The 26,628-nt window shown below is 63.4% G+C and carries 23 protein-coding genes; 12 read left to right on the top strand and 11 right to left on the bottom strand.

Translation table 11 applies throughout. The features are described from left to right. Nucleotides 1-23 precede the first annotated feature (23 nt). From ACK1VC_RS11630 to bioB, 9 genes are all read right to left on the bottom strand, one after another. On the bottom strand, nucleotides 24-1,802 hold the full coding sequence (locus tag ACK1VC_RS11630) for an acyl-CoA dehydrogenase C-terminal domain-containing protein (protein ID WP_023047098.1): 1,779 nt from the start codon (nucleotides 1,800-1,802) through the stop codon (nucleotides 24-26). A gap of 124 nt (nucleotides 1,803-1,926) precedes the next feature. Next, nucleotides 1,927-3,210, bottom strand: a complete 1,284-nt coding sequence (locus tag ACK1VC_RS11625; protein ID WP_191087195.1) for a GGDEF domain-containing protein — start codon at nucleotides 3,208-3,210, stop codon at nucleotides 1,927-1,929. A gap of 177 nt (nucleotides 3,211-3,387) precedes the next feature. Continuing rightward, nucleotides 3,388-5,193, bottom strand: coding sequence for a phenylacyl-CoA dehydrogenase (locus ACK1VC_RS11620; RefSeq protein WP_016484583.1), 1,806 nt, complete (start codon nucleotides 5,191-5,193; stop codon nucleotides 3,388-3,390). A 288-nt stretch (nucleotides 5,194-5,481) separates the two neighbouring features. Then, a complete protein-coding gene (locus ACK1VC_RS11615; RefSeq protein WP_016484582.1) occupies nucleotides 5,482-5,778 on the bottom strand; it encodes a hypothetical protein in 297 nt (98 codons plus the stop codon). A gap of 192 nt (nucleotides 5,779-5,970) precedes the next feature. Beyond that, nucleotides 5,971-6,651, bottom strand: coding sequence for a dethiobiotin synthase (bioD, locus tag ACK1VC_RS11610; protein ID WP_016484581.1), 681 nt, complete (start codon nucleotides 6,649-6,651; stop codon nucleotides 5,971-5,973). Nucleotides 6,652-6,661: 10 nt separating this feature from the next. Beyond that, on the bottom strand, nucleotides 6,662-7,480 hold the full coding sequence (gene bioC / locus ACK1VC_RS11605) for a malonyl-ACP O-methyltransferase BioC (protein WP_191087193.1): 819 nt from the start codon (nucleotides 7,478-7,480) through the stop codon (nucleotides 6,662-6,664). Then, on the bottom strand, nucleotides 7,473-8,204 hold the full coding sequence (locus ACK1VC_RS11600) for an alpha/beta fold hydrolase (RefSeq protein WP_016484579.1): 732 nt from the start codon (nucleotides 8,202-8,204) through the stop codon (nucleotides 7,473-7,475). Before ACK1VC_RS11600 ends, bioC begins: the two co-directional genes overlap by 8 nt. Then, nucleotides 8,197-9,369, bottom strand: coding sequence for an 8-amino-7-oxononanoate synthase (gene bioF, locus ACK1VC_RS11595; protein ID WP_096425485.1), 1,173 nt, complete (start codon nucleotides 9,367-9,369; stop codon nucleotides 8,197-8,199). Before bioF ends, ACK1VC_RS11600 begins: the two co-directional genes overlap by 8 nt. 1 nt (nucleotide 9,370) lies before the next feature. Further along, nucleotides 9,371-10,429: a biotin synthase BioB gene (gene bioB, locus ACK1VC_RS11590; RefSeq protein ID WP_016484577.1), complete on the bottom strand. Its 1,059-nt coding sequence runs from the start codon at nucleotides 10,427-10,429 to the stop codon at nucleotides 9,371-9,373. A gap of 89 nt (nucleotides 10,430-10,518) precedes the next feature. Here bioB and ACK1VC_RS11585 point away from each other — a divergent pair, with 89 nt between their 5' ends. The 4 genes from ACK1VC_RS11585 to rarD all read left to right on the top strand — a co-directional run bounded on the left by ACK1VC_RS11585 (nucleotide 10,519) and on the right by rarD (nucleotide 14,165). Continuing rightward, nucleotides 10,519-11,250, top strand: coding sequence for a ComF family protein (locus ACK1VC_RS11585; protein ID WP_096425484.1), 732 nt, complete (start codon nucleotides 10,519-10,521; stop codon nucleotides 11,248-11,250). Between the two features lie 59 nt (nucleotides 11,251-11,309). Continuing rightward, nucleotides 11,310-12,074 carry a TOBE domain-containing protein gene (locus ACK1VC_RS11580; RefSeq protein ID WP_191087192.1) on the top strand — a complete coding sequence of 255 codons (765 nt, stop codon included), beginning with the start codon at nucleotides 11,310-11,312 and terminating at the stop codon, nucleotides 12,072-12,074. Nucleotides 12,075-12,238: 164 nt separating this feature from the next. Beyond that, a complete protein-coding gene (locus tag ACK1VC_RS11575; RefSeq protein ID WP_191087191.1) occupies nucleotides 12,239-13,213 on the top strand; it encodes a serine/threonine protein kinase in 975 nt (324 codons plus the stop codon). 64 nt (nucleotides 13,214-13,277) lie between these two features. Continuing rightward, the gene (gene rarD, locus ACK1VC_RS11570; protein ID WP_096425483.1) at nucleotides 13,278-14,165 is read left to right on the top strand and encodes an EamA family transporter RarD; all 888 of its coding nucleotides are present in this window, start codon (nucleotides 13,278-13,280) and stop codon (nucleotides 14,163-14,165) included. Between the two features lie 249 nt (nucleotides 14,166-14,414). On the opposite strand, the gene ACK1VC_RS11565 is transcribed toward rarD, so the two are convergent. Further along, nucleotides 14,415-14,933 (bottom strand): glycine cleavage system protein R, encoded by a 519-nt coding sequence (locus ACK1VC_RS11565; RefSeq protein WP_016484572.1) that lies wholly within the window; start codon nucleotides 14,931-14,933, stop codon nucleotides 14,415-14,417. Between the two features lie 449 nt (nucleotides 14,934-15,382). Here ACK1VC_RS11565 and ACK1VC_RS11560 point away from each other — a divergent pair, with 449 nt between their 5' ends. After that, the gene (locus ACK1VC_RS11560; protein ID WP_096425482.1) at nucleotides 15,383-17,560 is read left to right on the top strand and encodes a malate synthase G; all 2,178 of its coding nucleotides are present in this window, start codon (nucleotides 15,383-15,385) and stop codon (nucleotides 17,558-17,560) included. Nucleotides 17,561-17,680: 120 nt separating this feature from the next. Here the strand turns inward: ACK1VC_RS11560 and ACK1VC_RS11555 are convergent, their stop codons facing one another. Beyond that, nucleotides 17,681-18,220 carry a response regulator gene (locus tag ACK1VC_RS11555; protein WP_060517998.1) on the bottom strand — a complete coding sequence of 180 codons (540 nt, stop codon included), beginning with the start codon at nucleotides 18,218-18,220 and terminating at the stop codon, nucleotides 17,681-17,683. 116 nt (nucleotides 18,221-18,336) lie between these two features. Between ACK1VC_RS11555 and ACK1VC_RS11550 the strand changes: the two genes are divergently transcribed. The 7 genes from ACK1VC_RS11550 (at nucleotide 18,337) to ACK1VC_RS11520 (ending at nucleotide 26,609) form a co-directional block, all read left to right on the top strand. Further along, nucleotides 18,337-20,274: a DUF294 nucleotidyltransferase-like domain-containing protein gene (locus ACK1VC_RS11550; protein ID WP_197884245.1), complete on the top strand. Its 1,938-nt coding sequence runs from the start codon at nucleotides 18,337-18,339 to the stop codon at nucleotides 20,272-20,274. Continuing rightward, a complete protein-coding gene (locus ACK1VC_RS11545) occupies nucleotides 20,271-20,981 on the top strand; it encodes a 3'-5' exonuclease (RefSeq protein WP_016484568.1) in 711 nt (236 codons plus the stop codon). Before ACK1VC_RS11550 ends, ACK1VC_RS11545 begins: the two co-directional genes overlap by 4 nt. Before the next feature lie 225 nt (nucleotides 20,982-21,206). Then, nucleotides 21,207-21,725 carry an RNA polymerase sigma factor gene (locus tag ACK1VC_RS11540; RefSeq protein ID WP_016484567.1) on the top strand — a complete coding sequence of 173 codons (519 nt, stop codon included), beginning with the start codon at nucleotides 21,207-21,209 and terminating at the stop codon, nucleotides 21,723-21,725. Next, nucleotides 21,722-22,678: a FecR domain-containing protein gene (locus tag ACK1VC_RS11535; protein WP_016484566.1), complete on the top strand. Its 957-nt coding sequence runs from the start codon at nucleotides 21,722-21,724 to the stop codon at nucleotides 22,676-22,678. Before ACK1VC_RS11540 ends, ACK1VC_RS11535 begins: the two co-directional genes overlap by 4 nt. Nucleotides 22,679-22,826: 148 nt before the next feature. Next, on the top strand, nucleotides 22,827-25,259 hold the full coding sequence (locus tag ACK1VC_RS11530; protein ID WP_191087189.1) for a TonB-dependent siderophore receptor: 2,433 nt from the start codon (nucleotides 22,827-22,829) through the stop codon (nucleotides 25,257-25,259). 55 nt (nucleotides 25,260-25,314) lie between these two features. Next, nucleotides 25,315-26,427 carry a PepSY-associated TM helix domain-containing protein gene (locus ACK1VC_RS11525; protein WP_016484564.1) on the top strand — a complete coding sequence of 371 codons (1,113 nt, stop codon included), beginning with the start codon at nucleotides 25,315-25,317 and terminating at the stop codon, nucleotides 26,425-26,427. Further along, on the top strand, nucleotides 26,424-26,609 hold the full coding sequence (locus tag ACK1VC_RS11520; RefSeq protein ID WP_016484563.1) for a hypothetical protein: 186 nt from the start codon (nucleotides 26,424-26,426) through the stop codon (nucleotides 26,607-26,609). Before ACK1VC_RS11525 ends, ACK1VC_RS11520 begins: the two co-directional genes overlap by 4 nt. The last annotated feature ends 19 nt before the right edge of the window (nucleotides 26,610-26,628 follow it).

The raw sequence follows: 26,628 nt of genomic DNA, 5'->3' as shown, positions 1-26,628 counted from the left end.
CCGCAAAGCGGCCCAAAAACATGTCAGAACTGCTCGGCATCCAGCAGGAACAGCGACTCACTCCCCGCCTTCACCGAAGCCACCAGCGAATCCACACGTGGCAACAACCGTGCAAAGTAGAACCGCGCCGTCCCCAGCTTGCCCGAGTAGAACGCCTCGTCCCCCTCACCCGCCTGGGCCGCCCGCGCCATCAGTGCCCACATGTAGGCATAGGCCACATAACCAAAGGCATGCAGGTACTCGACCGACGCCGCGCCGATTTCATTCGGGTTGCCTTTGGCCTGCTCAAGCACCCATTCGGTCAGCCCGTCGAGCTGGTCGAGGCTGGCAGCCAACGGCTTGGCAAACTCGTCCAGTTCGCTGCCTGCGCTGGCAATGAACTGGCGAATCTCGTCGGAGAACAGTCTGTAGTACGCCCCGCCGCTGGCCACCACCTTGCGCCCCATCAGGTCGAGGGCCTGGATGCCGTTGGTGCCTTCGTAGATCTGCGTAATGCGCACATCACGCACCAACTGCTCCTGCCCCCACTCACGGATGTAACCATGCCCACCAAATACCTGCTGGCCGTGCACAGTGCTCTCCAGCCCCAGGTCGGTGAGGAACGCCTTGGCCACCGGTGTCAGCAGTGCCACCAGCTCTTCGCTGCGCTTGCGCACGGCGGCGTCTTCGCTGTACTTGGCACTGTCCAGCTGCATGGCCACATAGGTCGAGAAGGCGCGGCCACCCTCGATCTGCGCCTTCATGGTCAGCAACATGCGGCGCACGTCCGGGTGGACGATGATCGGGTCGGCGGCCTTGTCCTTGGCGTGCGGGCCGGTCGGGGCGCGGCTCTGCAGGCGGTCGCGAGCATATTCCACTGCGTTCTGGTACGAGCGTTCGGCGGAGGCCAGGCCCTGGATACCCACGCCCAGGCGCTCGTAGTTCATCATGGTGAACATGGCCGCCAGGCCCTTGTTCGGCTCACCGACGATGTAACCGATCGCTTCGTCGAAGTTCATCACACAGGTGGCCGAGGCCTGGATGCCCATCTTGTGCTCGATCGAGCCGCATGTCGCCGGGTTGCGCGCGCCCAGGCTGCCGTCTTCATTGACCAGGAATTTGGGCACCAGGAACAGCGAAATGCCTTTCGGCCCCGCCGGGGCATCCGGCAGCTTGGCCAGTACCAGGTGGATGATGTTCTCGGTCAGGTCGTGCTCGCCGCCGGTGATGAAAATCTTGGTGCCGCTGACCTTGTAGCTGCCGTCGGCCTGAGGCTCGGCCTTGGTGCGGATGATGCCCAGGTCGGTACCGGCATGCGGCTCGGTCAGGCACATGGACCCAGCCCACACGCCCGCATACATGTTCGGCAGGTACTTGGCCTTCAGCGCTTCGCTGGCGTGGGCATTGATCGACAGGCAGGCACCTGCAGTAAGCATCGGGTACAAGCCAAAGGCCAGGCTGGAGGCATTGACCATTTCCTCGACCTGAGCCGAGATGGCCTTGGGCATGCCCATGCCACCGAACACCGGGTCGCCGCCCACGCCTACCCAGCCGCCTTCGGCGTAGGTGTTGTAGGCCTCGATGAAACCGGCCGGTGTGCTTACCGCACCGTTGTCCCAGCGGCAGCCTTCTTCATCCGCGGCGCGGCTAAGCGGCGCGATGGTCTTGGCGGTGACCTTGCCGGCTTCTTCCAGCACGGCCATGGCGGTGTCGGCATCGACTACCTCTGCCAGCCCGGGCAACTGCGCCCACTGCTCGGCCACGTTGAAGACTTCATTCAGGACGAAGCGCATGTCGCGCAGGGGCGCTTTATAGTCAGCCATGACAACCTCTCACTAGTCGGGTCGGGGCGGTCTCGGGGAACCGCGACACTGGGGTTGATGGCAGTGTAACCGAACAACTTTTACGAGACATAGGGTCATCACTTGACCGTATAGTCTTCTACGGTCACGCCGTACGCACCGCCCCACGCTGCGATTGCTGCCCATGCACCATGACACAATTGCGCCCCGCGCCTTTAGCGCTGTACAGCGCCTGGTCAGCAGATTTCAGCACCGCTTCGGGGTTACGGTGGTCAACCTGGCGCTCGGCTACACCGATGCTGATGGTGACCGACACCGTCCCGCCGCTGCTGCCCGCCCGCCGCTGGCGCCCGCTGGTATCGTCCTGTGGACGGCTGTTCTGGTCGCGCAGGTGCATCACATAGTTGGCGATCACCTCGCGCACGGCCTCCACGTGGGGCACGCATTCCTCGGCCGTCTTGCCGGCGAACACCAAGGCGAACTCCTCACCGCCATAGCGATACGCGCGGCCACCGCCGGTCACCTTGGACAAGCGGCTGGCAACCAGGCGCAACACCTGGTCACCCACATCATGCCCGTGGGTGTCGTTGAATTTCTTGAAGTGGTCCACATCGGTCATGGCGATTACGTAGCTGCGCCCCAGGCGCTGCATGCGCTCGTTCAGCGCACGGCGCCCCGGCAGGCCGGTCAGTTCGTCACGGAAGGCCATCTGGTAGGCCTCGTGCGCAACCGCTGCGGCGATCATCAACATCACCTGGCTGCACATGATGTTCAGGGTGAACGGCAAGATGAAGGTCTGCGGCAGCATCCAGAAAATACCCAGCAACCCGGTTATCAACGCGGCGTGCAACGGCCGCGGTGCGCGCAGGTATTGCACCACCAGCAGGAGGAAAACGCCGATGAACAACGGGTAGACCATCTGGATCAGACTCATCCACTGGCCATGCAAGGTGGGCCAGCGGATTTCCGCCAGCCAGGTCAGCAATGCTTCAGGGTAGCTTTGTTCAAGGGCTACCGCCACGCTGCCCACTGCGAACAGCACGGCGCCGCGAGCGACCATGTCCTGTAGCAGGTGGGTACGTTCTTGCCAGGCGCCGTATAGCCCGAACAGAGCGGGCAGCAGCAGGCACACCAGGTGGAAGATCACGGCCGCGTCCTCGCGCACGCGGCCATGGTCACGGTAGAAGTCGGTCTGGGTGTCGAGCAGGTAGTAGGCGATGTACACCGTGAGCATCATGAACAACTCACGCTGGCGACGGTAAACCGCGCAGTAGGCACCGCCCAGCAACAGGACCAAGGTGGGCAGGACGTTGAACAGCGATGTGAAAAAGACACTGAGGTCTCTCACATAGGCTGCGGCGAGCCCTGCCAGCAACAGGAACAGCGAAGGCAGGAAGTGGCTTGCGCGAACAGCGTTAAGACGAAACAAGGGTAATCTCCAACCCGGCAGATCAATAGTGGCATTGTGCCCTCACTTCATCGGCAGCGCACATGAACAGTTGAATTTCGTTTCAGATGCCATCCGGTGCAGGAACGCGCTGAACCTGAAAAATAAAAAAACCCGCCTGCCGGTGAGGGCAGGCGGGTTTTCGCTACAGCGGATAGATCAGTACGACAGGCCGAAGTGCTCTTCGTCCATCGCCATCAGGTTGTTGGCACCCGACAGCATGGTCGCCACATGCGTACGGGTACGCGGCAGGATACGTTGGAAGTAGAAGCGCGCAGTCTGCAGCTTGGCAGTGTAGAAGGCCTCTTCGCTGGTGCCGGCTGCCAGCTTCTCGGCTGCCAGGCGGGCGATGTCGGCCCAGAAGTAGGCCAGGCAAGCGTAGCCGGAGTACATCAGGTAGTCGACCGAGGCCGCGCCCACTTCCTCGCGGTCCTTCATGGCGGCCATGCCCACTTTCATGGTCAGCTCGCCCCACTCCTTGTTGATGGCCGCCAGCGGTTCGACAAACTCCTTGACCGCTTCATTGCCTTCCTGCGCCTGGCAGAACTTGTGCACGATCTTGGTGAAGCCCTTCAGCGCCTCGCCTTGGGTCATCAGCACTTTACGGCCGAGCAGGTCGAGGGCCTGGATGCCAGTGGTGCCTTCGTACAGCATCGAGATACGGCTATCGCGTACGTTCTGCTCCATGCCCCACTCGGCAATAAAGCCGTGGCCGCCATAGATCTGCACGCCGTGGTTGGCCGCTTCGAAACCGACTTCGGTCATGAACGCCTTGGCGATCGGGGTCAGGAACGCCAGCAGGGCATCGGCCTTCTTGCGCTCCTCTTCGTCCTGGCTGTACTTGACGATGTCCACCTGCTTGGCGGTGAAGTACACCATCGCGCGGTTGCCTTCGGCAAAGGCCTTCATGGTCAGCAGCATGCGGCGCACGTCAGGGTGCACGATGATCGGGTCAGCGGCCTTGTCCGGGGCTTTCGGGCCAGTCAGGGAGCGCATCTGCAGGCGCTCGCGGGCGTACTTCAGGCCACCCTGGAACGCCACTTCGGCGTGGGCCAGGCCTTGCAGCGCGGTACCCAGGCGAGCCGTGTTCATGAAGGTGAACATGCAGTTCAGGCCCTTGTTGGCCGGGCCGATCAGGTAGCCGGTTGCAGCATCGAAGTTCATCACGCAGGTCGCGTTACCGTGGATGCCCATCTTGTGCTCGATGGAGCCGCAGCTCACGCCGTTGCGCTCGCCCACACCGCCTTCGGCGTCAGGCAGGAACTTCGGCACGATGAACAGCGAAATACCTTTGGTACCGGCCGGTGCATCCGGCAGGCGGGCCAGGACGATATGGACGATATTGCCGGCCATGTCGTGCTCACCGGCCGAAATGAAAATCTTGGTGCCCGACACTTTGTAGCTGCCGTCGGCCTGTGGCTCGGCCTTGGTGCGCAGCATGCCCAGGTCGGTACCGCAGTGCGGCTCGGTCAGGCACATGGTGCCGGTCCATTCGCCGGACACCAGCTTGGTCAGGTAGGTGTGCTGCTGCTCGGCAGTGCCGTGCGCAGAAATGGTGTTCATCGCACCGTGCGACAGGCCAGGGTACATGCCCCACGACCAGTTCGAACCGCCAACCATTTCGCTCAAGGCCAGGCCCAGCGACTCCGGCAGGCCTTGGCCGCCATGCTCGATGTCATGCGCCAGGCTCGGCCAGCCGCCTTCGACGAACTGCTCGTAGGCTTCTTTGAAGCCGGTCGGGGTTTTAACACCCGATTCGCTCCAGGTGCAGCCTTCCTGGTCACCCACACGGTTCAGCGGGGACAGCACCTGCTCACAGAACTTCGCACCTTCCTCAAGGATCGCGTCGACCATGTCAGGCGTGGCGTCCTGGCAGCCCGGCAGGCTCTGATAGTGCGCCTCATAGCCAAGCAGTTCGTCGCGAACGAAGCGGATATCACGCAAGGGGGCTTTGTAATCAGGCATTGCGATGAACCTCTGGGTCAGTTCTGTGGGGGTGACCAGCTCTTGGCGGCCGTCTATCAAACAGTTGTTTGAAACTTACGTTTAGCTCCGCCTTCTGTCAAGGTTGGACTATGGTGCCATTTACGCCACGAAAAATGGCGTTTACGCCACACCCAGAAAAATCGCCGCCTCTGTGGGAGCGGGCGTGCCCGCGAAAAGGGCCCGGCCAGACATTAAAGAAGCCTGACCTGACGCATTCGCGGGCACGCCCGCTCCCACAGGGGCTGTGTTTAATTGAAGGGGGATCTGTCAGGCGTAGGTGTCGATGATCCGGCCGAGCATTTCGTCGGATGCCTTGACCACCTTTGCGCCAAGTTCGACTTCGGTTTTGCCTACGGCCATTTGCACCACGCTGGTGGCCATGTCCATCTGCTGGCTGCGGTCGACCGAACGCAGGCGTTCTGCCTGAAAATCGCTGGACTGGCTGGTGGCGGTACGTTCGGCGGTGGTGTTGGCGATCTGGCCGGCGGCCTGATCGACCCGGTTCTGGCCGGTCTGGATAGCGCTCAGGCCCGCGTAATAAGCGGAGCTACCGGTGATTTCCATGTCAGGACTCCATTGACGCTGGATGACGAACAGGCCTAATTAAAACAGGCTGGGCGCGAAAAGGCCCGTTTAAAAGCATAATGGCCTGGTGCCAGTTGATAGGCCTTGGGTATTCCTGCACCGGCCCTATCGCCGGCAAGCCAGCTTCTACAAGAGCGGTTTCCCCCGCGAAGGGGCCGGGCGTGGAAACGGCTAATCCAGCAGATCCAGCTGAAGGTGTTCAGCCACCATATCGGCACTGGCTTGCTTCAATTTGGGCACCCGCCCAAGGCAAGGCGCCGGCAAGCGCTCCGCCAGGCTCGCCAGATTCTCTTCAAGTCGCGAAGTACGGGGCTCGATGATGTTGGCCACCCACCCGGCCAGTTGCAGCCCGTCACGCTCGATGGCCTCGGCGCTGAGCAAGGCATGGCTGATGCAACCCAAGCGCACCCCAACCACAAGAATCACCGGCAACTGCAGCGCAACGGCAAGGTCGGAAAGATTCTCCAGGCCCGACAGTGGCACGCGCCAGCCACCTGCCCCTTCGACCAAGGTGAAATCGGCATTTTGTTGCAGCACATTGCGCATTGCCGCCAGCAGCTCCGGAACAGCCAACGTAACCCCCGCCTCACGCGCCGCCACATGCGGGGCAATCGCAGGCTCGAAGGCAAACGGGTTGACCTGCTCATAGGGCAACTTGATCGTGCTTTCGTCGATCAACGCCTGGGCATCGCTGTTGCGCAAGCCTTTCGCTGTCATCGTGCAGCCGGAGGCCACCGGCTTGGCACCCAGAGTACTCATGCCCTGCAAGCGCGCCGCATGCAAAAGCCCGGCGGCGATGGTGGTCTTGCCGACATCGGTGTCGGTACCGGCAATGAAATAGGCCTGGCTCATCTCGCTCCCCTTACGCCTGTGGCTTGCGCAACACACCATAGACCACCTGATAGGTGGCTGGCAGCCCCTCGGGCTGGCGAAATGCCTCATAGGCCTGCAACAGGCCCTGCATGCGGGCGCGGCCGGTGAGGCCTGAGGGGCGACCCGGGTTGAGGTTGTGTGCGCCCAGCGCCTTCAGTTCATGGGTCAGGCTGCGTACATCCGGGTAGTGCAGCACATGCGGGCAGCGCTGCAGCCCAAGTTGTTCAAAGCCACTGTCGGCACACAGGCGCTGGTAATCTTCAAACCGGCGGAAGCGGTTCACATGCACCAGGCCGTCCACCGCCTGCCAGCTGGCACGCAATTCGCCCAATGTCCCCACGCACAGGCTGCTGAAGGCCATTACGCCTCCCGGGCGCAGTACCCGCAACGCCTCGGCCAGCACACTGGCGAACTGGTCGCACCACTGCACGGCCAGGCTGGAGAACACAAGGTCGACACTGGCATCTCGCAGCGGCAAACGCTCGGCGTCACCGGCCACGTAGTAGCGCGCCCCACCCTGTTCATGCCGGGCGTGGCGCAGCATGCCTTCGGCGATGTCCACTGCCACACCGCTGGCCTGTGCGAAACGCTCGGCCAGCTTTCGGCTGAAATGGCCAGTGCCACTGCCCAGGTCCAGCCAGTGCGACGGCTGCATGCCTGCTGGCAACTGCTCCAGCAGGTTCAAACCGACAGCGCGCTGCAAGGCTGCCACGCTATCGTAGCTGGCCGCAGCGCGGGAGAACGAAGCCGCCACCTGGCGTTTGTCGGGCAATGCGCCGGGCAGGGTCGGACGGGAAAGGTCAGTCATCGCCACTCTCATGCAGGAAACTCTTGATGCCCGCCGCCAACTCCTGTGGGTACTCCAGCAGGAACGCGTGGGAACTGTCTTCGACCAGGCCCACTTCCACATCAGGCAGCAGCTCGCTCAACGCCGTCGCTGCCTCTGCCGGCACCAATGCATCGCTGCCTGCGAACAGGTGCAATTGCGGGCCGCCATAGGCCTGCAGTGCTTCGCGGGTGTCCAGCTTGGCCAGCACCTCAAGGCCGGTGCCCAGGTACAGCGGGTCGGTGTCCGGCACACCAACTCCCAGTTGGCGTAGCAACGTGCGCGGCTGCAGGGCGCCATCACTGCATAAGGTACGGAAGCGTTTGAGGGTCACCTGTGTATGGCTGCGGCAGCCATCGAGGAAGGTGCCGAAGGTGTCTTCGGGCATGCCATGGGGCCAGTCTGGCCGGGCGACGAAACTGGGGTTGCTGGCCAGGGTCAGCAGGCCACAGCAGTAATCGCCGCGCTGTTTCGCCAGCGCGCTGGCCAGCATGCCACCGAGCGACCAGCCGCCCAGCCAGACATTGCTGGGCAGCTTGCGGTCCAGGTGATCCACCCAACCCTGCACATCGCTGTGGTCCAATTCCGGCAGTGGCATCAGCTCTACCTGCAGGCGGGTATCCTGGGCGCGCAGGCTGGCCGCCAGCGGCTCCAGTGAAGCAGTACCCAGCCCCCAGCCGGGCAGCAGTACAAGACGATTACGCATCGGCGTTCTCCAGTTGTGGATAACACTCGGCCAATGCATTCAACAATAGCTGCACCTGCGCCTCGCTGTGCGCGGCGCTCAGGGTTACCCGCAGGCGTGCGCTGCCGGCCGGTACGGTGGGCGGGCGGATGGCGGTCACCAGCAAGCCGCGCTCGCGCAACATACGCGACAGGCGCAGGGCCTGTGCGCTGTCGCCAATCATGATCGGCTGGATCGGCGTCGGGCTGTGCATCAACGCCAGCCCGATCTGCTGCGCACCTTCGCGGAACTGGCGAATCAACGCTGTCAGGTGCTCGCGACGCCAGGTGTCACGGCGCAGCAGCTCCAGGCTCTTGAGCGTGGCGCAGGCCAGCGCAGGTGGCTGGCTGGTGGTGTAGATGTAGGGGCGGGCGAACTGCACCAGTGTCTCGATCAACGCTTCGCTGCCGGCAACAAAAGCGCCAGCCGTACCGCAAGCCTTGCCCAGCGTACCGATCAGCACCGGCACATCTTCCAGGCCCAGGCCGAAGTGCTCGACGATGCCGCCGCCCTGTGCGCCGAGGGTGCCCAGGCCATGGGCATCGTCGACCATCAGCCAGGCACCGCGGGCGCGTGCGACCTTGGCCAGCGCCGGCAGGTCGGCCACGTCGCCGTCCATGCTGAACACGCCATCGGTCACAACCAGCGTATTGCCAACGGCCTTCTCCAGGCGGCTTGCCAGGCTGGCCGGGTCGTTGTGAAGGTAGCGGTTGAAGCGTGCACCGCTGAGCAGCCCGCCATCCAGCAGCGAGGCGTGGTTCAGGCGGTCTTGCAACACCGTATCGCCCTGCCCCACCAGCGCGGTGATGGCGCCCAGGTTGGCCATGTAGCCCGTGGAGAACAACAACGCACGCGGGCGCCCAGTCAGTTCGGCCAGCGCCTCTTCAACCTGGTGGTGCGGCGTACTGTGGCCCACCACCAAATGCGAGGCCCCTCCCCCCACACCCCAGCGCTCGGCGCCGGCCTGCCAGGCGGCGATCACCTCAGGGTGGTTGGCCAGGCCCAGGTAGTCATTGCTGCAGAAGGCCAGCAGCCGCTGGCCGTCGACCACCACTTCGGGCCCTTGCGGGCTCTCCAGCAGTGGCCGCTGCCGATACAGGTCTGCGGCGCGCCGTTCGGCCAGGCGCGCCGCCAGGTCGAAGGCCATATCAGGCCGATGCAGCGTTGTAGAACATCTCGCTGCTGCGCTGTTCGACCAACGCCTGCTCGATGGCCGCCTGATGCACTTCGTCGGCATGCTCCTCACGCGCTTCTGGCTTGATGCCCAGGCGTGCGAACAATTGCATGTCTTTGTCGGCCTGTGGGTTGGCAGTGGTCAGCAGTTTTTCGCCGTAGAAGATCGAGTTGGCGCCAGCCATGAACGCCAAGGCCTGCATTTGCTCGTTCATCTGCTCGCGGCCGGCGGACAGGCGCACGTGCGACTTGGGCATCAGCAGGCGGGCGACGGCCAGCATGCGAATAAAGTCGAACGGGTCGACGTCCTCTTCTTCGGCCAGCGGCGTGCCGGCAACCTTGACCAGCATGTTGATCGGCACCGACTCCGGGTGCTCGGGCAGGTTGGCCAGCTGAATCAGCAGGCCGGCGCGGTCGTCCAGCGACTCGCCCATGCCCAGGATGCCGCCAGAGCAGATCTTCATCCCCGCATCGCGCACATAAGCCAGGGTCTGCAGGCGCTCGCTATAGGTGCGGGTGGTGATGATGCTGCCGTAGAACTCCGGTGAGGTGTCGAGGTTGTGGTTGTAGTAGTCCAGGCCGGCCTGGGCCAGGGCCCGGGTCTGCTCCTCGTCGAGCTTGCCCAAGGTCATGCAGGTTTCCAGGCCCATGGCCTTCACGCCTTTGACCATTTCCAGCACGTAGGGCATGTCTTTGGCCGACGGGTGCTTCCACGCCGCGCCCATGCAGAAGCGGGTAGAACCGATGGCTTTGGCGCGGGCAGCCTCTTCCAGCACCTTCTGCACTTCCATCAGCTTCTGTTTTTCCAGCCCGGTGTTGTAGTGGCCGGACTGTGGACAATATTTGCAATCTTCCGGGCAGGCGCCGGTCTTGATCGACAGCAGGGTCGACACCTGCACCCGGTTAGGGTCGAAATGCGCGCGGTGCACGGTTTGCGCCTGGAACAGCAAGTCATTGAACGGTTGCTGGAACAGCGCCTTGACCTCGGCCAGGGACCAGTCGTGACGTGTTGTTGCAGTTGTGCTGGCGCTCATCGGCGTTTCCTTGTTTAGGCTGAAGCTGGCGCCGGGACAGGAAAGCCCACAAGCGCATCACGGATAGCTCGCATAGTTACGGAAGGCCCATGAACTGTCAACCACACTGGAAAAGACTGGTTTACAAGTGCTCACTTATTAATCAATCGTGTTTATTGTGCGATGAGCCTGCCGAGCAGCACTACCCGTTGTGCATCGCCTGCGAGCAGGAACTGCCATGGCTGGGTGACCACTGCCTGCGTTGTGCCTTGCCCTTGCCCATGGCCGGCCTGACCTGCGCCCAGTGTTCCCGTCGCTTGCCGGCCTTCGATAAGGTCGTTGCGCTGTGGCATTTCGGTTTTCCGGTGGACACGTTGGTCAGCCGCTTCAAGCACAACCGTCAGTGGCCTCTGGGCCGGCTGATGGCTGAATTGTTGGGGCATGGGCTAATGCATCGCTTTGCCGAAGGGCTGCCCCGTCCTGACCTGCTGTTGCCTGTACCCCTGGCCAAGCGTCGACTGCGCGAGCGTGGGTTCAACCAGGCAGGAATGCTTGGGCGGTGGCTGGGGTCGCAATTGGGGGTAAATTGCGATGAGCGAATACTGGCGCGCACGCGCGAGACACCGGCACAGCAACGTCTGGACGCCAAGGCACGGCGGCACAATTTGCGTCAGGCGTTTGCTGTAACCCGTGAACTGGAAGGCAAGCATGTCGCCATCGTCGATGATGTATTGACCACCGGTGCCACTGCCCAAGCTATTGCCCAGGCACTACGCAGGGCAGGCGCGCGGCGGGTGGATGTGTATTGCCTGGCACGTACGCCCAAGCCGGGGTATATCTGACCAGGCGCGGATCGCCGCTCCTGCACACTATCCATTCTGACTATAACGACCGAACGCCCATGCCCCTACCCACGCTTCTCACCCAGCACATCGCCCGCCGCCCCCAGCGCATCGCACTGCTGCAGCACATTGCCGAGCAAGGCTCGATCACCCGCGCAGCGAAGGCAGCGGGTATCAGCTACAAGGCTGCCTGGGATGCCATCGACGAGCTCAACAACCTGGCCAGCCAGCCGTTGGTCGAGCGCAGCACCGGTGGCCGTGGCGGTGGTGGTGCGCGCTTGTCGCCGGAAGGCGAGCGGGTGCTGCGCCTGTATCAACGGCTGCAGACACTGCAGGCGCAAATGCTTGAAGCCGCCGAAGAATCCAGCGACCTCGACCTGCTCGGGCGCCTGATGCTGCGCACCAGTGCGCGTAACCAGCTGCAGGGCCAGGTCAGCGGCCTGCGTCGTGAAGGCCGATATGATCGCGTCAGCCTGGCATTAGGCGGCGGGCTGGAGATTGATGCGCTGATCACCCACGACAGCACCGCGCGGCTGGAGCTGACACTGGGGACGATGGTGGTGGCGCTGCTCAAGGCGGGATGGGTACGGTTGCTGGCGGAGGGGGAAGCACCCGAAGCGGGCAGCAACTGCTTGAACGCAACGGTGGAAGAGGTGCTGGCAGGGGATGACGGGCCCAGTGAGCTCCGGCTGGCGTTGGGCAATGGGCAGACATTGTGTGCCATTGCCGAGGCGCACTGGTTGGCTGGGCAGCCGGTGGCGGCGGGCAGTGCGGTGCAGGTGCAGTTTCATCCGTCCTATGTGTTGATCGGGGTTCCTGCATAGCCTGGCCGCGCTTCAGCGCGGTTCGCGGGTAAACCCGCTCCCACAGGGAACGCGCCGCCTGAGACATGTGCACAAAACCTGTGGGAGCGGCTTTAGCCGCGAAGAGGCCGGTACAGGCATAACGCGTTACCATGGCCCCACGCTGCTTACCCTCCGGAGTCACCATGTCCCACCCCTTCGACACCCTCACCCCCGACCTGGTCCTGGACGCAGTGGAAAGTATCGGCTTTCTCAGCGACGCCCGGGTGCTGGCACTGAACAGCTACGAGAACCGCGTCTATCAGGTGGGCATTGAAGACGCTCAGCCGCTGATCGCCAAGTTCTATCGCCCAGACCGCTGGACCGATGCGGCGATCCTCGAAGAACACAGCTTCACCGCCGAACTCGCCGACTGCGAGGTGCCTGTGGTTGCGCCGATGCAGCACGACGGCCGCACCTTGTTCGAGCACCAGGGCTTCCGTTTCACTCTGTTCCCGCGCCGCGGCGGCCACGCTCCGGAGCCGGGCAACCTCGACCAGCTCTACCGCCTTGGCCAGTTGCTCGGCCGCCTGCATGCCGTAGGCGCCACCAAACCATTCGAGCACCGTGAGGCCCTGGCTGTGGAGAACTTCGGCCACGCCTCGCTGAACACCCTGCTGGACGGTGGTTTTGTCCCGCGCGAACTGTTGCCGGCCTTCGAGTCCGTAGCACGCGACGTGCTCAAGCGTGTCGAGGACATCTACGCCCGCACACCGCACCAGCTCATCCGCCTGCACGGCGACCTGCACCCCGGCAACCTGATGCACCGAGACGAGGTGTACCACATGGTCGACCTTGACGACTGCCGCATGGGCCCGGCAGTGCAAGATCTGTGGATGATGCTGGCGGGCAACCGCGAGGAGCGCCTGGGGCAACTGGCCGAACTGATCGACGGTTACAACGAGTTCCACGATTTCGATCCGCGCGAACTGGCCCTGATCGAGCCGTTGCGTGCCCTGCGCCAGCTGCACTATAGCGCCTGGCTGGCGCGGCGCTGGGACGACCCGGCATTCCCGCCCAGCTTCCCCTGGTTTGGCCAGCCACGCTACTGGGGCGACCAGATTCTTGCGCTGCGCGAGCAGATGGCTGCGCTGGATGAGCCACCCCTGAAATTGTTCTAGAGGTAGGGACGTCTCTGTCTACAATAGGGGTCGCTATATTTAGCTACCTAAGCAAGGATTCTGCATGCACGCCGCAAACCCGCGTCGCGGGTACATATTGGGCCTGAGCGCCTACATCATCTGGGGCCTGTTCCCCATTTACTTCAAGGCAATCCAGAACGTCCCGGCAGTGGAGATCATTGTCCACCGGGTGCTCTGGTCGGCACTGTTCGGCTCGCTGCTGCTACTGGTGTGGAAACACCCCGGCTGGTGGCGCGAACTGCGTGACAACCCGCGCCGGCTGGGCATTCTGGCGCTGAGCGGTGCACTGATCGCCGGCAACTGGCTGACCTATGTGTGGTCGGTAAACAACGGCCGCATGCTCGAGGCCAGCCTGGGTTACTACATCAACCCGCTGATCAACGTGTTGCTGGGCATGCTGATACTTGGCGAGCGCCTGCGCCGCCTGCAATGGCTGGCGGTGGGCATGGCCGCCTTAGGCGTAGCACAGCAGGTGTGGCAGGTAGGCAGCCTGCCTTGGGTGTCGCTGGTGCTGGCGTTGAGCTTCGGCTTCTACGGGCTGATTCGCAAACAGGCGCCAGTGGCGGCATTGCCGGGCCTGGTGGTGGAAACCTGGATGCTGGTGCCGCTGGCCCTTGGCTGGCTGCTGCTGCACCCGGCGGCGATGAGTGCCCAAGGGGCGTTTTACACCAGCAGCGAAGCCTTGTGGTTGATGGCTGCCGGGCCGGTGACGCTGATACCGCTGGTGTGCTTCAACGCTGCGGCGAGGCACCTGCCGTATACCACCTTGGGCTTCCTGCAGTACCTGGCGCCCACCTTGGTGCTGTTGCAGGCCGTCCTGCTGTTCGATGAACATTTGTCGTCGAGCACCTTAGTGGCGTTCATGTTCATCTGGGCGGGTCTGGCGATTTACAGCGTTGATGCGTGGCTGAGTTTGCGCAAGCGGAGCTGATCATTAAATGATCAAAACCATGCAGGCCACGTGGTTCGTGGCCTGCAGCGACATCTCCAAAGGTTATCCACACCCTCGTCCCCGTGCTTTGTGCACAAGCGGCTGGAACTTGGACGTTTTTTGATCAAAACCGTGCAAGGCACAGGGTACCTGGGCTGGAGCGCTACACCCCCAGGTTATCCACAGGGCCTTCCCCGTGATATCGGGATAACCGCAAGGGGGCGCAAAGCGGCCCCCGGCAATGTCGGCTCAATCCTCCGCCCGCAACTTCAACTCCACCATCAAATCATCCGCCAGGCTCTCCAGCTTCTGCTGCAGTTCATCCAGCGAAAGGGTCAACGGCAGCGCCAGCAAGGCATCTGCATGAAACAGTGGTTCGCTGCTCATCGGTGCCGGCCGTACCTCAGTGGTAAACCGCTCAAGGTTCACGCCCAGATCCGCCAGCAACCGGGTAATGTCGCGCACGATCCCCGGCCGGTCATTCCCCACCAGCTCCATGGCAATCGGCTTCCAGGTGCACGACGGTTCAATACCGCTCTCGGCAATCAGCACCCGAATGTCATACCTCGCCAACCCCTGCAACGACGCCACCAGTTCAGCATAATTCTCTGCCGGCACCGCCACCCGCAAGATGCCGGCAAACTGCCCGGCCATGCGCGACATGCGGCTTTCCAGCCAGTTGCCACTGTGGTCGGCGATGCACTGGGCAATGCGTTCGACCTGGCCGGCCTTGTCAGGGGCGATAACAGTCAGTACAAGATGATCCACAAGCCCTTCCTCGTGTCGGACCGCGCCCGGCGGCAGTAAATCGGGGGATCGACTCAGTATAGGCAAGGCGCGGCAACCTGCCGCAGGGCGGCCAGCACAACGAATCGTGTACTGTTTCAAGATTTATCTGGAACAATCCACCTGTTTTTTGCGAACATACCCACTCCCAGCGTGACCATACGCGACCAACGGGTCGCATAACGGCGCTTTTAGTCTGATTTTGCCCCGCCTACTGCTTCATGTAGTATCCCGTGGCGCGGACTACAAAACGTCGTTTGGATGTCTGCCAAGGCGCCTGTGAAAATACGCACACTGCCTGCCGGCCTGTCTGGCAAGCCGCACCCAGCCGCGCCCGGTACAACCCGGGGGCACGCACTGGTGCCGTGTTTAGAGAAGCGCTACAGGCTTAATACAGAAGAGCGAAATAGCTGAGCAGAGTGAGGCAAGCAATGACTGGATACGTTCAAGTCGGTGGCCTTCAGGTCGCCAAGGTCCTGTACGACTTCGTGAACAACGAAGCCATCCCCGGGACCGGCATCGTCGCCGAGCAGTTCTGGGCGGGTGCAGAGAAGATCATCAATGACCTCGCTCCAAAGAACAAAGCCCTGCTCGCCAAGCGCGACGAGCTGCAAGCCAAGATCGACGCCTACCATCAGGCACGCAAAGGCCAGGCCCACGACGCCGTCGCCTACAAAGCATTCCTCCAGGAAATCGGCTACCTGCTGCCACAAGCCGACGATTTCCAGGCCACCACCCAGAACGTGGACGAAGAAATCGCCCACATGGCCGGTCCGCAGCTGGTTGTTCCGGTGATGAACGCCCGTTTCGCCCTGAACGCCGCCAACGCCCGCTGGGGTTCGCTGTATGACGCCCTGTACGGCACCGACGCCATCAGCGATGAAGGCGGCGCCGAAAAAGGCCAGGGTTACAACAAGGCCCGTGGCGACAAGGTCATCGCCTTCGCCCGCGCCTTCCTCGACGAAGCCGCGCCACTGGCTGCCGGCTCGCACGTCGACTCCACCGGCTACCGCGTCGAAGGCGGCAAGCTGATTGTTGCCCTCAAAGGCGGCAGCAACACCGGCCTGCGTGACGATGCCCAGCTCATCGGCTTCCACGGTGATGCTGCTGCACCGACCGCCGTGCTGCTCAAGCACAACGGCCTGCACTTCGAGATCCAGGTTGATGCCAGCACTCCGGTTGGCAGCACCGACGCCGCTGGCGTCAAAGACATCCTGATGGAGTCGGCGCTGACCACCATCATGGACTGCGAAGACTCGGTTGCCGCCGTCGACGCCGACGACAAGGTCATCGTCTACCGCAACTGGCTGGGTCTGATGAAAGGCGACCTGGCCGAAACCGTGACCAAGGGTGGTAAAACCTTCACCCGCACCATGAACCCGGACCGCGAGTACGCCGCGCCCAACGGCGGCAGCGTGACCCTGCATGGCCGTTCGCTGCTGTTCGTGCGCAACGTTGGCCACCTGATGACCAACCCGGCGATCCTCGACGCCCAAGGCAACGAGATCCCCGAAGGCATCCAGGACGGCCTGTTCACCAACCTGATCGCCCTGCACAACCTCAACGGCAACACCAGCCGCAAGAACACCCGCAGCGGCAGCGTGTACATCGTCAAGCCGAAGATGCACGGCCCGGAAGAAGTCGCCTTCGCCGCGGAAATCTTCAGTCAGGTCGAAGACCTGCTGGGCATGCCGCGCAACACCGTCAAGGTTGGCATCATGGACGAGGAGCGCCGTACCACGGTCAACCTCAAGTCCTGCATCAAGGCAGCCGCCGAGCGCGTGGCGTTCATCAACACCGGTTTCCTTGACCGCACAGGCGACGAAATCCACACCTCGATGGAAGCCGGCGCCGTGGTGCGCAAGGGCGCCATGAAAAACGAGAAGTGGATCGGCGCCTACGAGAACAACAACGTCGACGTTGGCCTGGCCACCGGCCTGCAAGGGCGTGCCCAAATCGGCAAGGGCATGTGGGCCATGCCCGATCTGATGGCCGCCATGCTCGAGCAGAAGATCGCTCACCCGCTGGCCGGTGCCAACACCGCCTGGGTACCGTCGCCGACGGCCGCTACCCTGCACGCCCTGCACTACCACAAGGTGGACGTCCAGGCGCGTCAGCGTGAACTGGCCTCGCGCACCCCGGCATCGGTGGACGACATCCTGGCCATCCCGCTGGCCGCCGACACCAACTGGTCGGACGAAGAAATCCGCAACGAGCTGGACAACAACGCCCAGGGCATCCTCGGCTACGTGGTGCGCTGGATCGACCAGGGTGTGGGTTGTTCGAAGGTGCCAGACATCAACAACGTCGGCCTCATGGAAGACCGTGCCACCCTGCGCATTTCCGCCCAGCTGCTGGCCAACTGGCTGCGCCATGGCGTGGTCAGCCAGGAGCAGGTGCTGGAAAGCCTCAAGCGCATGGCCGTGGTGGTCGACCAGCAGAACGCCAGTGACGCACTGTACCGCCCGATGGCGCCGAACTTCGACGACAACATCGCGTTCCAGGCGGCTGTAGAGCTGGTGGTGGAAGGTGGCAAACAGCCGAACGGCTATACCGAGCCGGTGCTGCACCGCCGTCGCCGCGAGTTCAAGGCGCGTAACGGGTTGTAAACCGCAAGGGGCCGCTTTGCGGCCCATTCGCGGCACAAGGCCGCTCCTACAGGGGACCGCGTGCCCCTTGTAGGAGCGGCCTTGTGCCGCGAATGGGCTGCAAAGCAGCCCCTTTCTGCATCACTCTATTTTCAGTTCTTTCTTCACCAGTTCCAGCAGCTTGCCCAGGTCGACCGGCTTGAGCAGGAAATCCACCACCCCCAGGTGCATCACGTCCACCGCCTCTTTCACATCGGTGTCGCCCGACACCACGATGATCGACAACGCTGCGCGCTCCGACTCGCGAATCTGCCGGATCAGGTCCAGACCGTCCTCTGGCTGCATGCGCAAATCGGTGATCATCAAAGCAATCCGTTGCTGGTAATGCAGGTACAACCTGGCTTCTTCTGCCCCGTCCGCCCCCACCGCATCGATGCCCCGGCTTTTCAGGTACACGATCAGCGCCTCGCGGTTAACCGCGTTGTCATCCACCACCAGCACCAACGGCCTGGGTGCCACAGGTGCACTCACCACGGCCAATGCCTCACGCTCGGCGTCGCTCAAGATGTCGGTGTGCTCAGGCATGCTCATCTCGTCAAAAAAATTCCGCTTCAGCCTTAGGACCACATTACTCGCGTAACCCGTTTCGCCTTTCGTCGGGTCTTTGACAGGGGCCTTCATAGACTTACGTCCAATGGGCACCACCCCGCCGCAAGCCGACCATGGAGGCAGAAAACAACAGGGCCGGCACCTATATATAGATATATATAGTTCGGCATAGCGATACGGTCAGTTTCATGAGCAAAAAGGACGCCTACAGCCAGGCGGGCAGGACAGCAGTACTGCAGAACATTCAGGGCACCCTGCAGTTCCTGCAGCGCTTTCCGCCGTTCAACCAGATGGAGCACAGCCACCTGGCCTACCTGGTCGAGCAGTGCCAGCTGCGCTTCTATGCCTGCGGCGAGAGCATCGTCAAGCCTGCCGACGGGCCGATCGAGCACTTCTACATCGTCAAGCAGGGCCGCGTGGTTGGCGAGCGCCAGCACCTGGTCAAGCCTGGCGTGGAAACCACCTTCGAAATCACCAGTGGCGAGTGCTTCCCGCTGGCGGCCCTGCTGGGCGAGCGGGCCACCCGCACCGAGCACCTGGCCGGTGAAGATACCTTCTGCCTGCAGTTGAACAAGGCCGCGTTCATCCGCGTGTTCTCGATGTCTGAAGTGTTTCGGGATTTTGCCCTGCGCGGAGTCAGCAGCCTGCTCGACCAGGTCAACCAGCAGGTGCGACAGCGTGCCGTGGAAACCCTCGGCACCCAGTACTCGCTGAACACGCCATTGGGTGAACTGGCCATGCGTCATCCGGTGGTGTGCAGTGGCGACATGTCTTTGCGCGAAGCCGTGCAGCTGATGCACGAGCAGCAGGTCGGCAGCATCGTGGTGGTCGACCCGCAGCGCTACCCCACCGGCATTTTCACCCTGCGCGACCTGCGCCAGGTGGTGGCCTCGGCGGATGCCGACCTGGGCGCCCCCATCGAGCGGCACATGACAGTCAAACCCTTCTACCTCAGCCCTCAGGCCAGCGCTTTCGACGCGGCCATGGCCATGACCGAGCGGCATATCGCCCATGTGTGCCTGGTGGAAAACCGGCGCCTGTGCGGTGTGGTTTCCGAGCGTGACCTGTTCTCGTTGCAACGGGTCGACCTGGTGCACCTGGCGCGCACCATCCGCCATGCGCCGCGGCTGGACACCCTGGTCTCGCTGCGTGGGGAAATCAGCCAACTGGTCGAGCGCATGCTCGCCCACGGCGCATCGTCCACGCAGATCACCCAGATAATCACCCTGCTGAACGACCACACCGTGTGCCGGGTGATCGAGCTGGCGCTGGCCGAGCGCGGCGACCCGGGCGTGCCGTTCAGCTGGTTGTGCTTTGGCAGCGAGGGGCGCCGCGAGCAGACCCTGCACACCGACCAGGACAACGGCATCCTCTTCGAAGCGCTAGACCGTACCGAAGCCGACGCCATCCGTGCCCGCCTGCTGCCGCTCGCGCAATACATCAACCAGTGCCTGGCCCAGTGCGGCTTTACCTTGTGCAAGGGCAACGTCATGGCGGGCAACCCTGACTTGTGCCTGTCGCGCAGCGAGTGGGCACGGCGCTTTGCCGGCTTTGTGCGCGAGGCCAGCCCGGAGAACCTGCTGGGTTCGAGCATCTACTTCGACCTGCGGGTGGTGTGGGGCGATGAGCAAGGTTGCGAGCAACTGCGCCAGGGCCTGCTGGAGCAGGTGGCCGACAACCGCATCTTCCAGCGCATGCTGGCCGACAATGCCCTGCGCCAGCGCCCACCGGTGGGCCGCCTGCGCGAATTCGTGCTGACCCGCCAGGGCAACGACAAGGCCGCTACCCTCGACCTCAAGGTCCAGGGGCTGACACCCTTCGTCGACGGCGCCCGTCTACTGGCGTTGGCCAATGGCGTCGGTGCTTGCAATACCCTGGAACGGCTGCGCCAGCTGGTAGCCAAGGGCGTGATCGAGCCACTGGACGGCGCGGCCTATGAAGAGGCTTACCATTTCATTCAGCAAACCCGCATGCAGCAGCACCAACGCCAGGCGCGCGACAACCTGCCCTACTCCAACCGGCTCGACCCGGACAGCCTCAACCACCTGGACCGGCGCATCCTGCGCGAGTCCCTGCGCCAGGCCCAGCGCCTGCAAAGCAGCCTGGCCTTGCGGTACCAGTTATGAGCCTGTTCGCGTGGCTGCGCCCCAGCGCGCCCGAGCTGGACCACAGCACACGCCAGCGCCTGGCCCGGTTACCCAAGCCCACGCCGCTGGGGGTGTGTACCCTGCGCGAACAACGCTGGGTAGTGCTGGACCTGGAAACCAGCGGGCTCAACCCCAACCGGGACCAGGTGCTGTCGATTGGAGCAGTGGCCATCGAAGATGGCGCCATCGATTTTGCCCAGCAGTTCGAACGTACCCTGCACCGGCCTTTGCAGAAGACCAACGCCAGCGTGCTGATCCACGGCCTGGGCCCGAGCGCCCTGGCCGCCGGTTGCGACCCGGCCGAGGCCTTGCTCGATTTGCTCGACTTCATTGGCGACAGCCCGGTGCTGGCGTTTCATGCGCCATTCGACCAGCGCATGCTGGCCCGTGCGCTGAAAGAGAGCCTTGGGTATCGCTTGCAGTCACCGTTCCTCGACGTTGCCGAACTGGCGCCGATGCTCAACCCCGACACAGTGTTGCGCGAGGCCGGGCTGGATGACTGGGTGGCGCGGTTTGGTTTGCAGGTGGAGGAACGCCACCATGCCAGTGCCGATGCCCAGGTGACGGCAGAGCTGGCGCTGATCCTGTTCAGCCAGGCCCGGCGCCAGCAACTGGACAGCCCGTTGCAGCTGGAGCAGCGGTTGCGTGGGTGGCGCAGGCGTAACGTGCAGAGTCACGGCCTTTAGCTTTGTATTGGCCTTGCTGGCCTCTTCGCGGGCACGCCCGCTCCCACAGGGATCTCACAGCCTTGAATACTGTGGAGTACCTGTGGGAGCGGGTTTACCCGCGAAGAGGCCGGCACAGGCTAGTGGTGGCAATCCGATAAGCGTCCATTGCACCCACCCCCTCCCCTCTGCAACAATCGCGAATAATTATCGTTAGTTAATGCATTCGTTCCGGGGGGACGCTGCTTGTCTTCTGCACAGAGCCCACACGCCGATCTGGTCGGTGCGCTGTACCGCGACCACCGTGGCTGGCTGCTCGCCTGGCTGCAACGCAGCATGGCCTGTCGCCAACGTGCCGAAGACCTGAGCCAGGACACCTTCGTGCGCCTGCTCGGCCGTGACCAGCTGGATACGCCCCGCGAACCCCGCGCCTTTCTGGCCGCCGTGGCCAAGGGGCTGATGTTCGACCATTTCCGCCGCGCCGCACTGGAACAGGCCTACCTCGCCGAGCTGGCACTGATCCCGGAAGCCGAACACCCCTCACCGGAAGCGCTGCACCTTATCCTTGAAGACCTCAAAGCCATCGACCGCCTGCTCGGCAAGCTGTCGAGCAAGGCCCGCGCAGCGTTCCTGCACAACCGCCTGGACGGCATGGGCCATGCCGAAATCGCAGAGCGCCTGGGCGTTTCAGTATCACGGGTGCGCCAGTACATCGCCCAAGGCATGCGCCAGTGCTATGTGGCCCTGTACGGGGAGCCGACGTGAGCAATGCACCGGTTTCGTCCCAGGTACTGGAAGACGCCATCGCCTGGAAACTCAGCCTCGGCGACGCCAGCGGCACGCCGGATGAGCGCAACGCGTTCATGCGCTGGCATGCCGCCAGCGAAGAACACGCACGTGCCTGGCGTCAGCTCGGCGCCATGGACCAACGCGTCAGCGCTGCGGCCGGCCCGGCACGCCAGGCTTTGCTGCAATCGCGCGCCGGCCTGCGTCGACGCATCGGTAAAGTTGGCAGCGGGCTGGCCAGCATGGTCCTGCTCGGTTCGTTGCTGGCCTGGGTCGGCGCACCGTCACTGGCCCCCAGCTACTGGCTGGCCGACCAGCGCACGGCCACGGGTGAGCTGCGGACCTTGCGCCTGGAAGACGGCACACTGCTGAGCCTGAACACCCACACCGCGGTAGACATCGACTACGCAGGCGAGCAGCGGGTCATCGTGCTGCATCAGGGCGAAATCTCGGTCGAAACCGGCCACCAAGACCCCCGCCCGCTGCTGGTACGCACCGACGACGGTCGCCTGCGTCCCCTTGGCACGCGTTTCCTGGTGCGCCGCGAAGCCGGCGGTACACGCCTGGAAGTGCTGCAAGCCTCGGTCGCCGCCATGCCGCATAACAGCGGCGACGAACAAGTGCTGCGTGAAGGCCAGCAAGTGCTGATGAACGCCAACGGCCTCGGCCAGGTCGGCGCAGTACCGGTCGGGGCCGATGCCTGGACCCGTGGCATGCTGGTGGTGGACAACGTGCGCCTGGGCGAACTGCTGGCCGCGCTGGGCAAATACCGCAGCGGCTACCTCGGGGTAGACGAGCAAGTCGCAGACCTGCGCGTGACTGGCAGCTTCCCGCTGACCGACACCAACCTGGCGCTGGAGTCGCTGGTGCCGGCCTTGCCGGTAAAGATCGAGCGGCATACCCAGTGGTGGGTGAACGTCGTTCCCAAGTAAACCTTCACTGCCCTGTTCGCGGGCTTGCACGCGAACAGGCCACTACACACTCCAAATAATTCTCAATATTTTTCAGATTCGCCCTGTCACTTTTCAGATCTCGCTCGGCAAGGAAACAGCAAGCACTTACCCGTCGAGGAACCGCCGCATGTCCCGTGCCGTTGATCGTATCCTGCGCCCCAGCCTCATGGCCCTGGCCATCGGCTTGGCTGCCCCGCTGTCCAGCCCTGCCTTGTTCGCCGCCGAGCCATCCACTGCGCGCGCCTACAACCTGCCCAGCGCGCCGCTAGCCACCACCCTCAACCAGATCGCCAGCCAGGCGGGCATCGCCTTGGCCATCGACCCGGCACTGGTCAGCGGCCGCACTTCGGCCGCGGTGAGCGGCCAGTACGACGGCCTTGGCGCCCTGCAAGCCGCCCTGCGCGGTACCGGCCTGCAACTGCAACAGAGCACCGTGGGCAGCTACAGCCTGGTGGCGGTGCCGGATGGCAGCCTGGCGCTACCAGAAACCACCGTGAACGCCGCCAGCGTTTCTGAAAGTGCCTGGGGGCCGGTAGAGGGTTACCTGGCCAAACGCACCGCCGCTGGCACCAAAACCGACACCGCACTGGTGGAAGCCCCCCGCTCCATCTCCATTGCCACCCGCGAGCAGATGAAAGACCGTGGCGTGCACAGCCTGGATGACGCCGTGCGCTACATGCCGGGCATCGTGTCGGCCAGTTTCGGTAGCGACACGCGGTATGACTGGATGCGCGTGCGCGGCTTCGAGCCCACCCAGTTCCTCGATGGCCTGCCGCTGCCACGCGGCGTGTACGCCAACCCCAAAGCCGAAACCTGGAACCTCGACCGCCTCGCCCTGCTGCGTGGCCCGGCCTCCTCGATCTATGGCCAAACCCCGCCCGGCGGCCTGCTCGACATGGTCAGCCGCCGCCCGCAGGCCGAAAGCGCCCATGAGATCGAGCTGCAATATGGCAGCGACAACCATCGTCAGATCAACTTCGCCAGCACTGGCAAGATCGACGACGACGGCCGCTTTCTGTACGGCGTCAGCGGCGTGATCCGTGACAGCGGCACACAAATCGACCATATCAACAACAAGCGCTACAACATCGCGCCAAGCCTGACCTGGAACATCGACGAAGACACGACGTTGACCTTGTTGACCCAGTTCACCCGCGACGATACCGGCGCCACCAGCCAGTTCCGGCCCATCCAGGGCACCAAGATCGACATGCCGTTCGGCAAGATCTCGCACCACAAGAACCTGGGTGACCCGGATTACGAGTTCTACGACCGCACTTACTACGCGCTGGGCTACGCCTTCGAACACCGCATCAACGACGTATGGCAGTTCCGCCAGAACCTGCGCTATACCAAGTCGGACCTGTCGTTCCAGACCATCACCCCTGGCAGTTACTATTCGCCGGGCGGCCCGGTGCAAGACGACGGCACAGTCAGCCGCATGTCGACCAATACCGATGAAGACATCAGCCAGTTCGCGGTGGACAACAACTTCCAGGCCGACTTCGCCACCGGTGACATTACCCACACCCTGCTGATCGGCCTGGACCACCAGCGCGTCAATACCAACTACCTGTCGATCTTCGGCTTCAACGTGCCGGACAGCAACGTCAACAACCCGGTCTACGGGCTGCCGATCACCCGCCCGGATCGCTCGACCGCGTTTTATGACTACAACCAGAAAACCCGTCAGACCGGCCTGTATGTGCAGGACCAGATGGCACTCGGCAACTGGCGCCTGACGCTGGGCGGTCGCGAGGACTGGGTGCATACCGGCACCAAGTTCTTCAACCAGGACGATGCCACCAGTACCCAGCGGGACAAGAAGTTCAGCGGCAACGCAGCCATCAGCTATGTGTTCGACTCGGGCTTCGTGCCGTACCTGTCGTATGCCGAGTCGTTCCAGCCCTCCAGCAATGCCAGTGTGTCGGCAACGAACCCGCTCAAACCCACCGAAGGCAAACAGTGGGAGCTGGGCGTGAAGTACCAGCCGCCAGGCTCCAACACCCTGCTGTCGGCAGCCGTGTATGACCTGACCCAGAAAAACGTCGCGGTCACCGACACCGTTGGTGGGGTGACCATCACCAGCCAGACCGGCGAAGTGAAAGTCCGCGGCCTTGAGCTGGAAGCGGTTTCCGATGTGACCGAAAACCTGAAGGTGATTGCCGCCTACACCCTGGCCAAGTCCGAGGTGCAGGACGGCGATTTCAAAGGCAACCGCCTGCAGCTGATGCCGAACCAGCAGGCGTCCATCTGGGGCGACTACACCTGGCACTCGGGCGTGCTCGACGGCTTCGGCATCGGCCTGGGCGCGCGTTACACCGGCAACACCTACGGTGACCAGGCCAATACCTACCTGGGCAAAGCCAAGGCCTACACCGTATTCGACGCGTCGGTGCATTACGACCTGGGTCGCCTGAACAGCAGCCTGCAAGGCGCCTCGGTGGCGGTCAATGCCACCAACCTGCTGAACAAGGATTACCTCTCTACTTGCGACGGGTACTACTGCTACTACGGCGATGAGCGCAGCGTTGTCGCCAGCGCCACTTACAAGTTCTGAATGAGCGGGGGCCGCCTTGCGGCCCCAGGTTCCAACAGACAAAATCGGTACCGTGATGAAAAGCCCCACCATCCGCCGCTGGTCCGTGGTCCACACCTGGAGCAGCCTGGTCTGTACCCTGTTCCTGCTACTGCTGGCACTCACCGGCCTGCCGCTGATCTTCCACCACGAACTCGAACACCTGCTCGGCGACGCCCCCGAGCTGCGCGAAATGCCAGCAGGCACCCCGCACCTCGACCTGCAGCAGCTTGTAGTGAAAGCCGAACAGCATCGCCCCGGCGAGGTCATGCAGTACTTCGGCTACGACGAAGACGAACCCAACGGCGTGGTCGCCATCACCGCCGCCACTGCGGGCACCGACCCCAACCTGTCGCACACCTTCATGCTCGACGCCCGTACCGGCGAGGCAGTGGCCATGCCGGCCGCCAATGGCGGTTTCATGATGGTCATGCTGCGCCTGCACGTGGACATGTTCGCCGGCCTGCCCGGCAAGCTGCTGCTGGCCTTCATGGGCATACTGTTCATCGTCGCGATCGTCTCCGGCACCGTGCTGTATGCGCCGTTCATGCGCCGCCTGGCGTTCGGCACCGTGCGCCACGAAAAATCCCGCCGCCTGCGCTGGCTCGACCTGCACAACCTGCTCGGCGTGGTTACGCTGGCGTGGGCGTTGACAGTGGGCGTGACCGGTGTGATCAGTGCCCTGTCCGACCTGGTCATCGCCGCCTGGCGCAACGACAGCCTGGCAACCATGGTCGCACCGTATCGCAATGCCCCGCCGCTCACCGACCGCGCGCCAGCCACACGCCTGCTGCAGATTGCCGAACAGGCCGCCCCTGGCATGCGCCCGGACTTCATTGCCTTCCCCGGCACGCGCTTTTCCAGCGAGCACCACTACGCGGTGTTCATGAACGGCTCCACCCATCTGACCTCGCACCTGTTCACGCCGGTGCTGATCGACGCCCGTACCCTGGCAGTGACTGCCGTAGGCGATCGCCCTTGGTACATGGACGCCATGGGCCTGTCGCAGCCGCTGCATTTTGGCGACTACGGCGGGCGGCCGATGCAAATACTGTGGGCGGTCCTGGATGTGCTCACCCTCATCGTGCTCGGCAGCGGCCTCTACTTGTGGTGGGGCAAGCAGCGCAAACCCAGGGAGGCGCGGACATGAGCCACCAGTCGCAATCCACTGTGCGCCTTTTCGCCTGGCCAGCGTTGATTGCCCTGCTGGGCTTCGTGGGCCTGTTCGCCGCGCTGCTGGGGGACGGTGGTTGGGACGTGCTGGCCTGGGCCGGCCTGGGCCTTCCAGCCCTGCTGAGCGTGCGCGGGCTGTTCTGGCGTCGGCGGCGCTAGCCCGCTACCACCACGCAGT

Source organism: Pseudomonas sp. XP2 (genome assembly GCF_053557975.1).
This window is presented reverse-complemented; position numbering and strand designations above follow the sequence as displayed.

Bases quoted from the DNA above. Each gene is read 5' to 3' on its own strand.
- ACK1VC_RS11630 (WP_023047098.1), bottom strand. From the start codon at position 1,802: ATGGCTGACTATAAAGCGCCCCTGCGCGACATGCGCTTCGTCCTGAAT.
- ACK1VC_RS11620 (WP_016484583.1), bottom strand. From the start codon at position 5,193: ATGCCTGATTACAAAGCCCCCTTGCGTGATATCCGCTTCGTTCGCGAC.
- ACK1VC_RS11615 (WP_016484582.1), bottom strand. From the start codon at position 5,778: ATGGAAATCACCGGTAGCTCCGCTTATTACGCGGGCCTGAGCGCTATC.
- bioD (WP_016484581.1), bottom strand. From the start codon at position 6,651: ATGAGCCAGGCCTATTTCATTGCCGGTACCGACACCGATGTCGGCAAG.
- bioC (WP_191087193.1), bottom strand. From the start codon at position 7,480: ATGACTGACCTTTCCCGTCCGACCCTGCCCGGCGCATTGCCCGACAAA.
- ACK1VC_RS11600 (WP_016484579.1), bottom strand. From the start codon at position 8,204: ATGCGTAATCGTCTTGTACTGCTGCCCGGCTGGGGGCTGGGTACTGCT.
- bioF (WP_096425485.1), bottom strand. From the start codon at position 9,369: ATGGCCTTCGACCTGGCGGCGCGCCTGGCCGAACGGCGCGCCGCAGAC.
- bioB (WP_016484577.1), bottom strand. From the start codon at position 10,429: ATGAGCGCCAGCACAACTGCAACAACACGTCACGACTGGTCCCTGGCC.
- ACK1VC_RS11585 (WP_096425484.1), top strand. From the start codon at position 10,519: ATGAACTGTCAACCACACTGGAAAAGACTGGTTTACAAGTGCTCACTT.
- ACK1VC_RS11580 (WP_191087192.1), top strand. From the start codon at position 11,310: ATGCCCCTACCCACGCTTCTCACCCAGCACATCGCCCGCCGCCCCCAG.
- ACK1VC_RS11575 (WP_191087191.1), top strand. From the start codon at position 12,239: ATGTCCCACCCCTTCGACACCCTCACCCCCGACCTGGTCCTGGACGCA.
- rarD (WP_096425483.1), top strand. From the start codon at position 13,278: ATGCACGCCGCAAACCCGCGTCGCGGGTACATATTGGGCCTGAGCGCC.
- ACK1VC_RS11560 (WP_096425482.1), top strand. From the start codon at position 15,383: ATGACTGGATACGTTCAAGTCGGTGGCCTTCAGGTCGCCAAGGTCCTG.
- ACK1VC_RS11555 (WP_060517998.1), bottom strand. From the start codon at position 18,220: ATGAAGGCCCCTGTCAAAGACCCGACGAAAGGCGAAACGGGTTACGCG.
- ACK1VC_RS11550 (WP_197884245.1), top strand. From the start codon at position 18,337: ATGAGCAAAAAGGACGCCTACAGCCAGGCGGGCAGGACAGCAGTACTG.
- ACK1VC_RS11545 (WP_016484568.1), top strand. From the start codon at position 20,271: ATGAGCCTGTTCGCGTGGCTGCGCCCCAGCGCGCCCGAGCTGGACCAC.
- ACK1VC_RS11530 (WP_191087189.1), top strand. From the start codon at position 22,827: ATGTCCCGTGCCGTTGATCGTATCCTGCGCCCCAGCCTCATGGCCCTG.
- ACK1VC_RS11525 (WP_016484564.1), top strand. From the start codon at position 25,315: ATGAAAAGCCCCACCATCCGCCGCTGGTCCGTGGTCCACACCTGGAGC.
- ACK1VC_RS11520 (WP_016484563.1), top strand. From the start codon at position 26,424: ATGAGCCACCAGTCGCAATCCACTGTGCGCCTTTTCGCCTGGCCAGCG.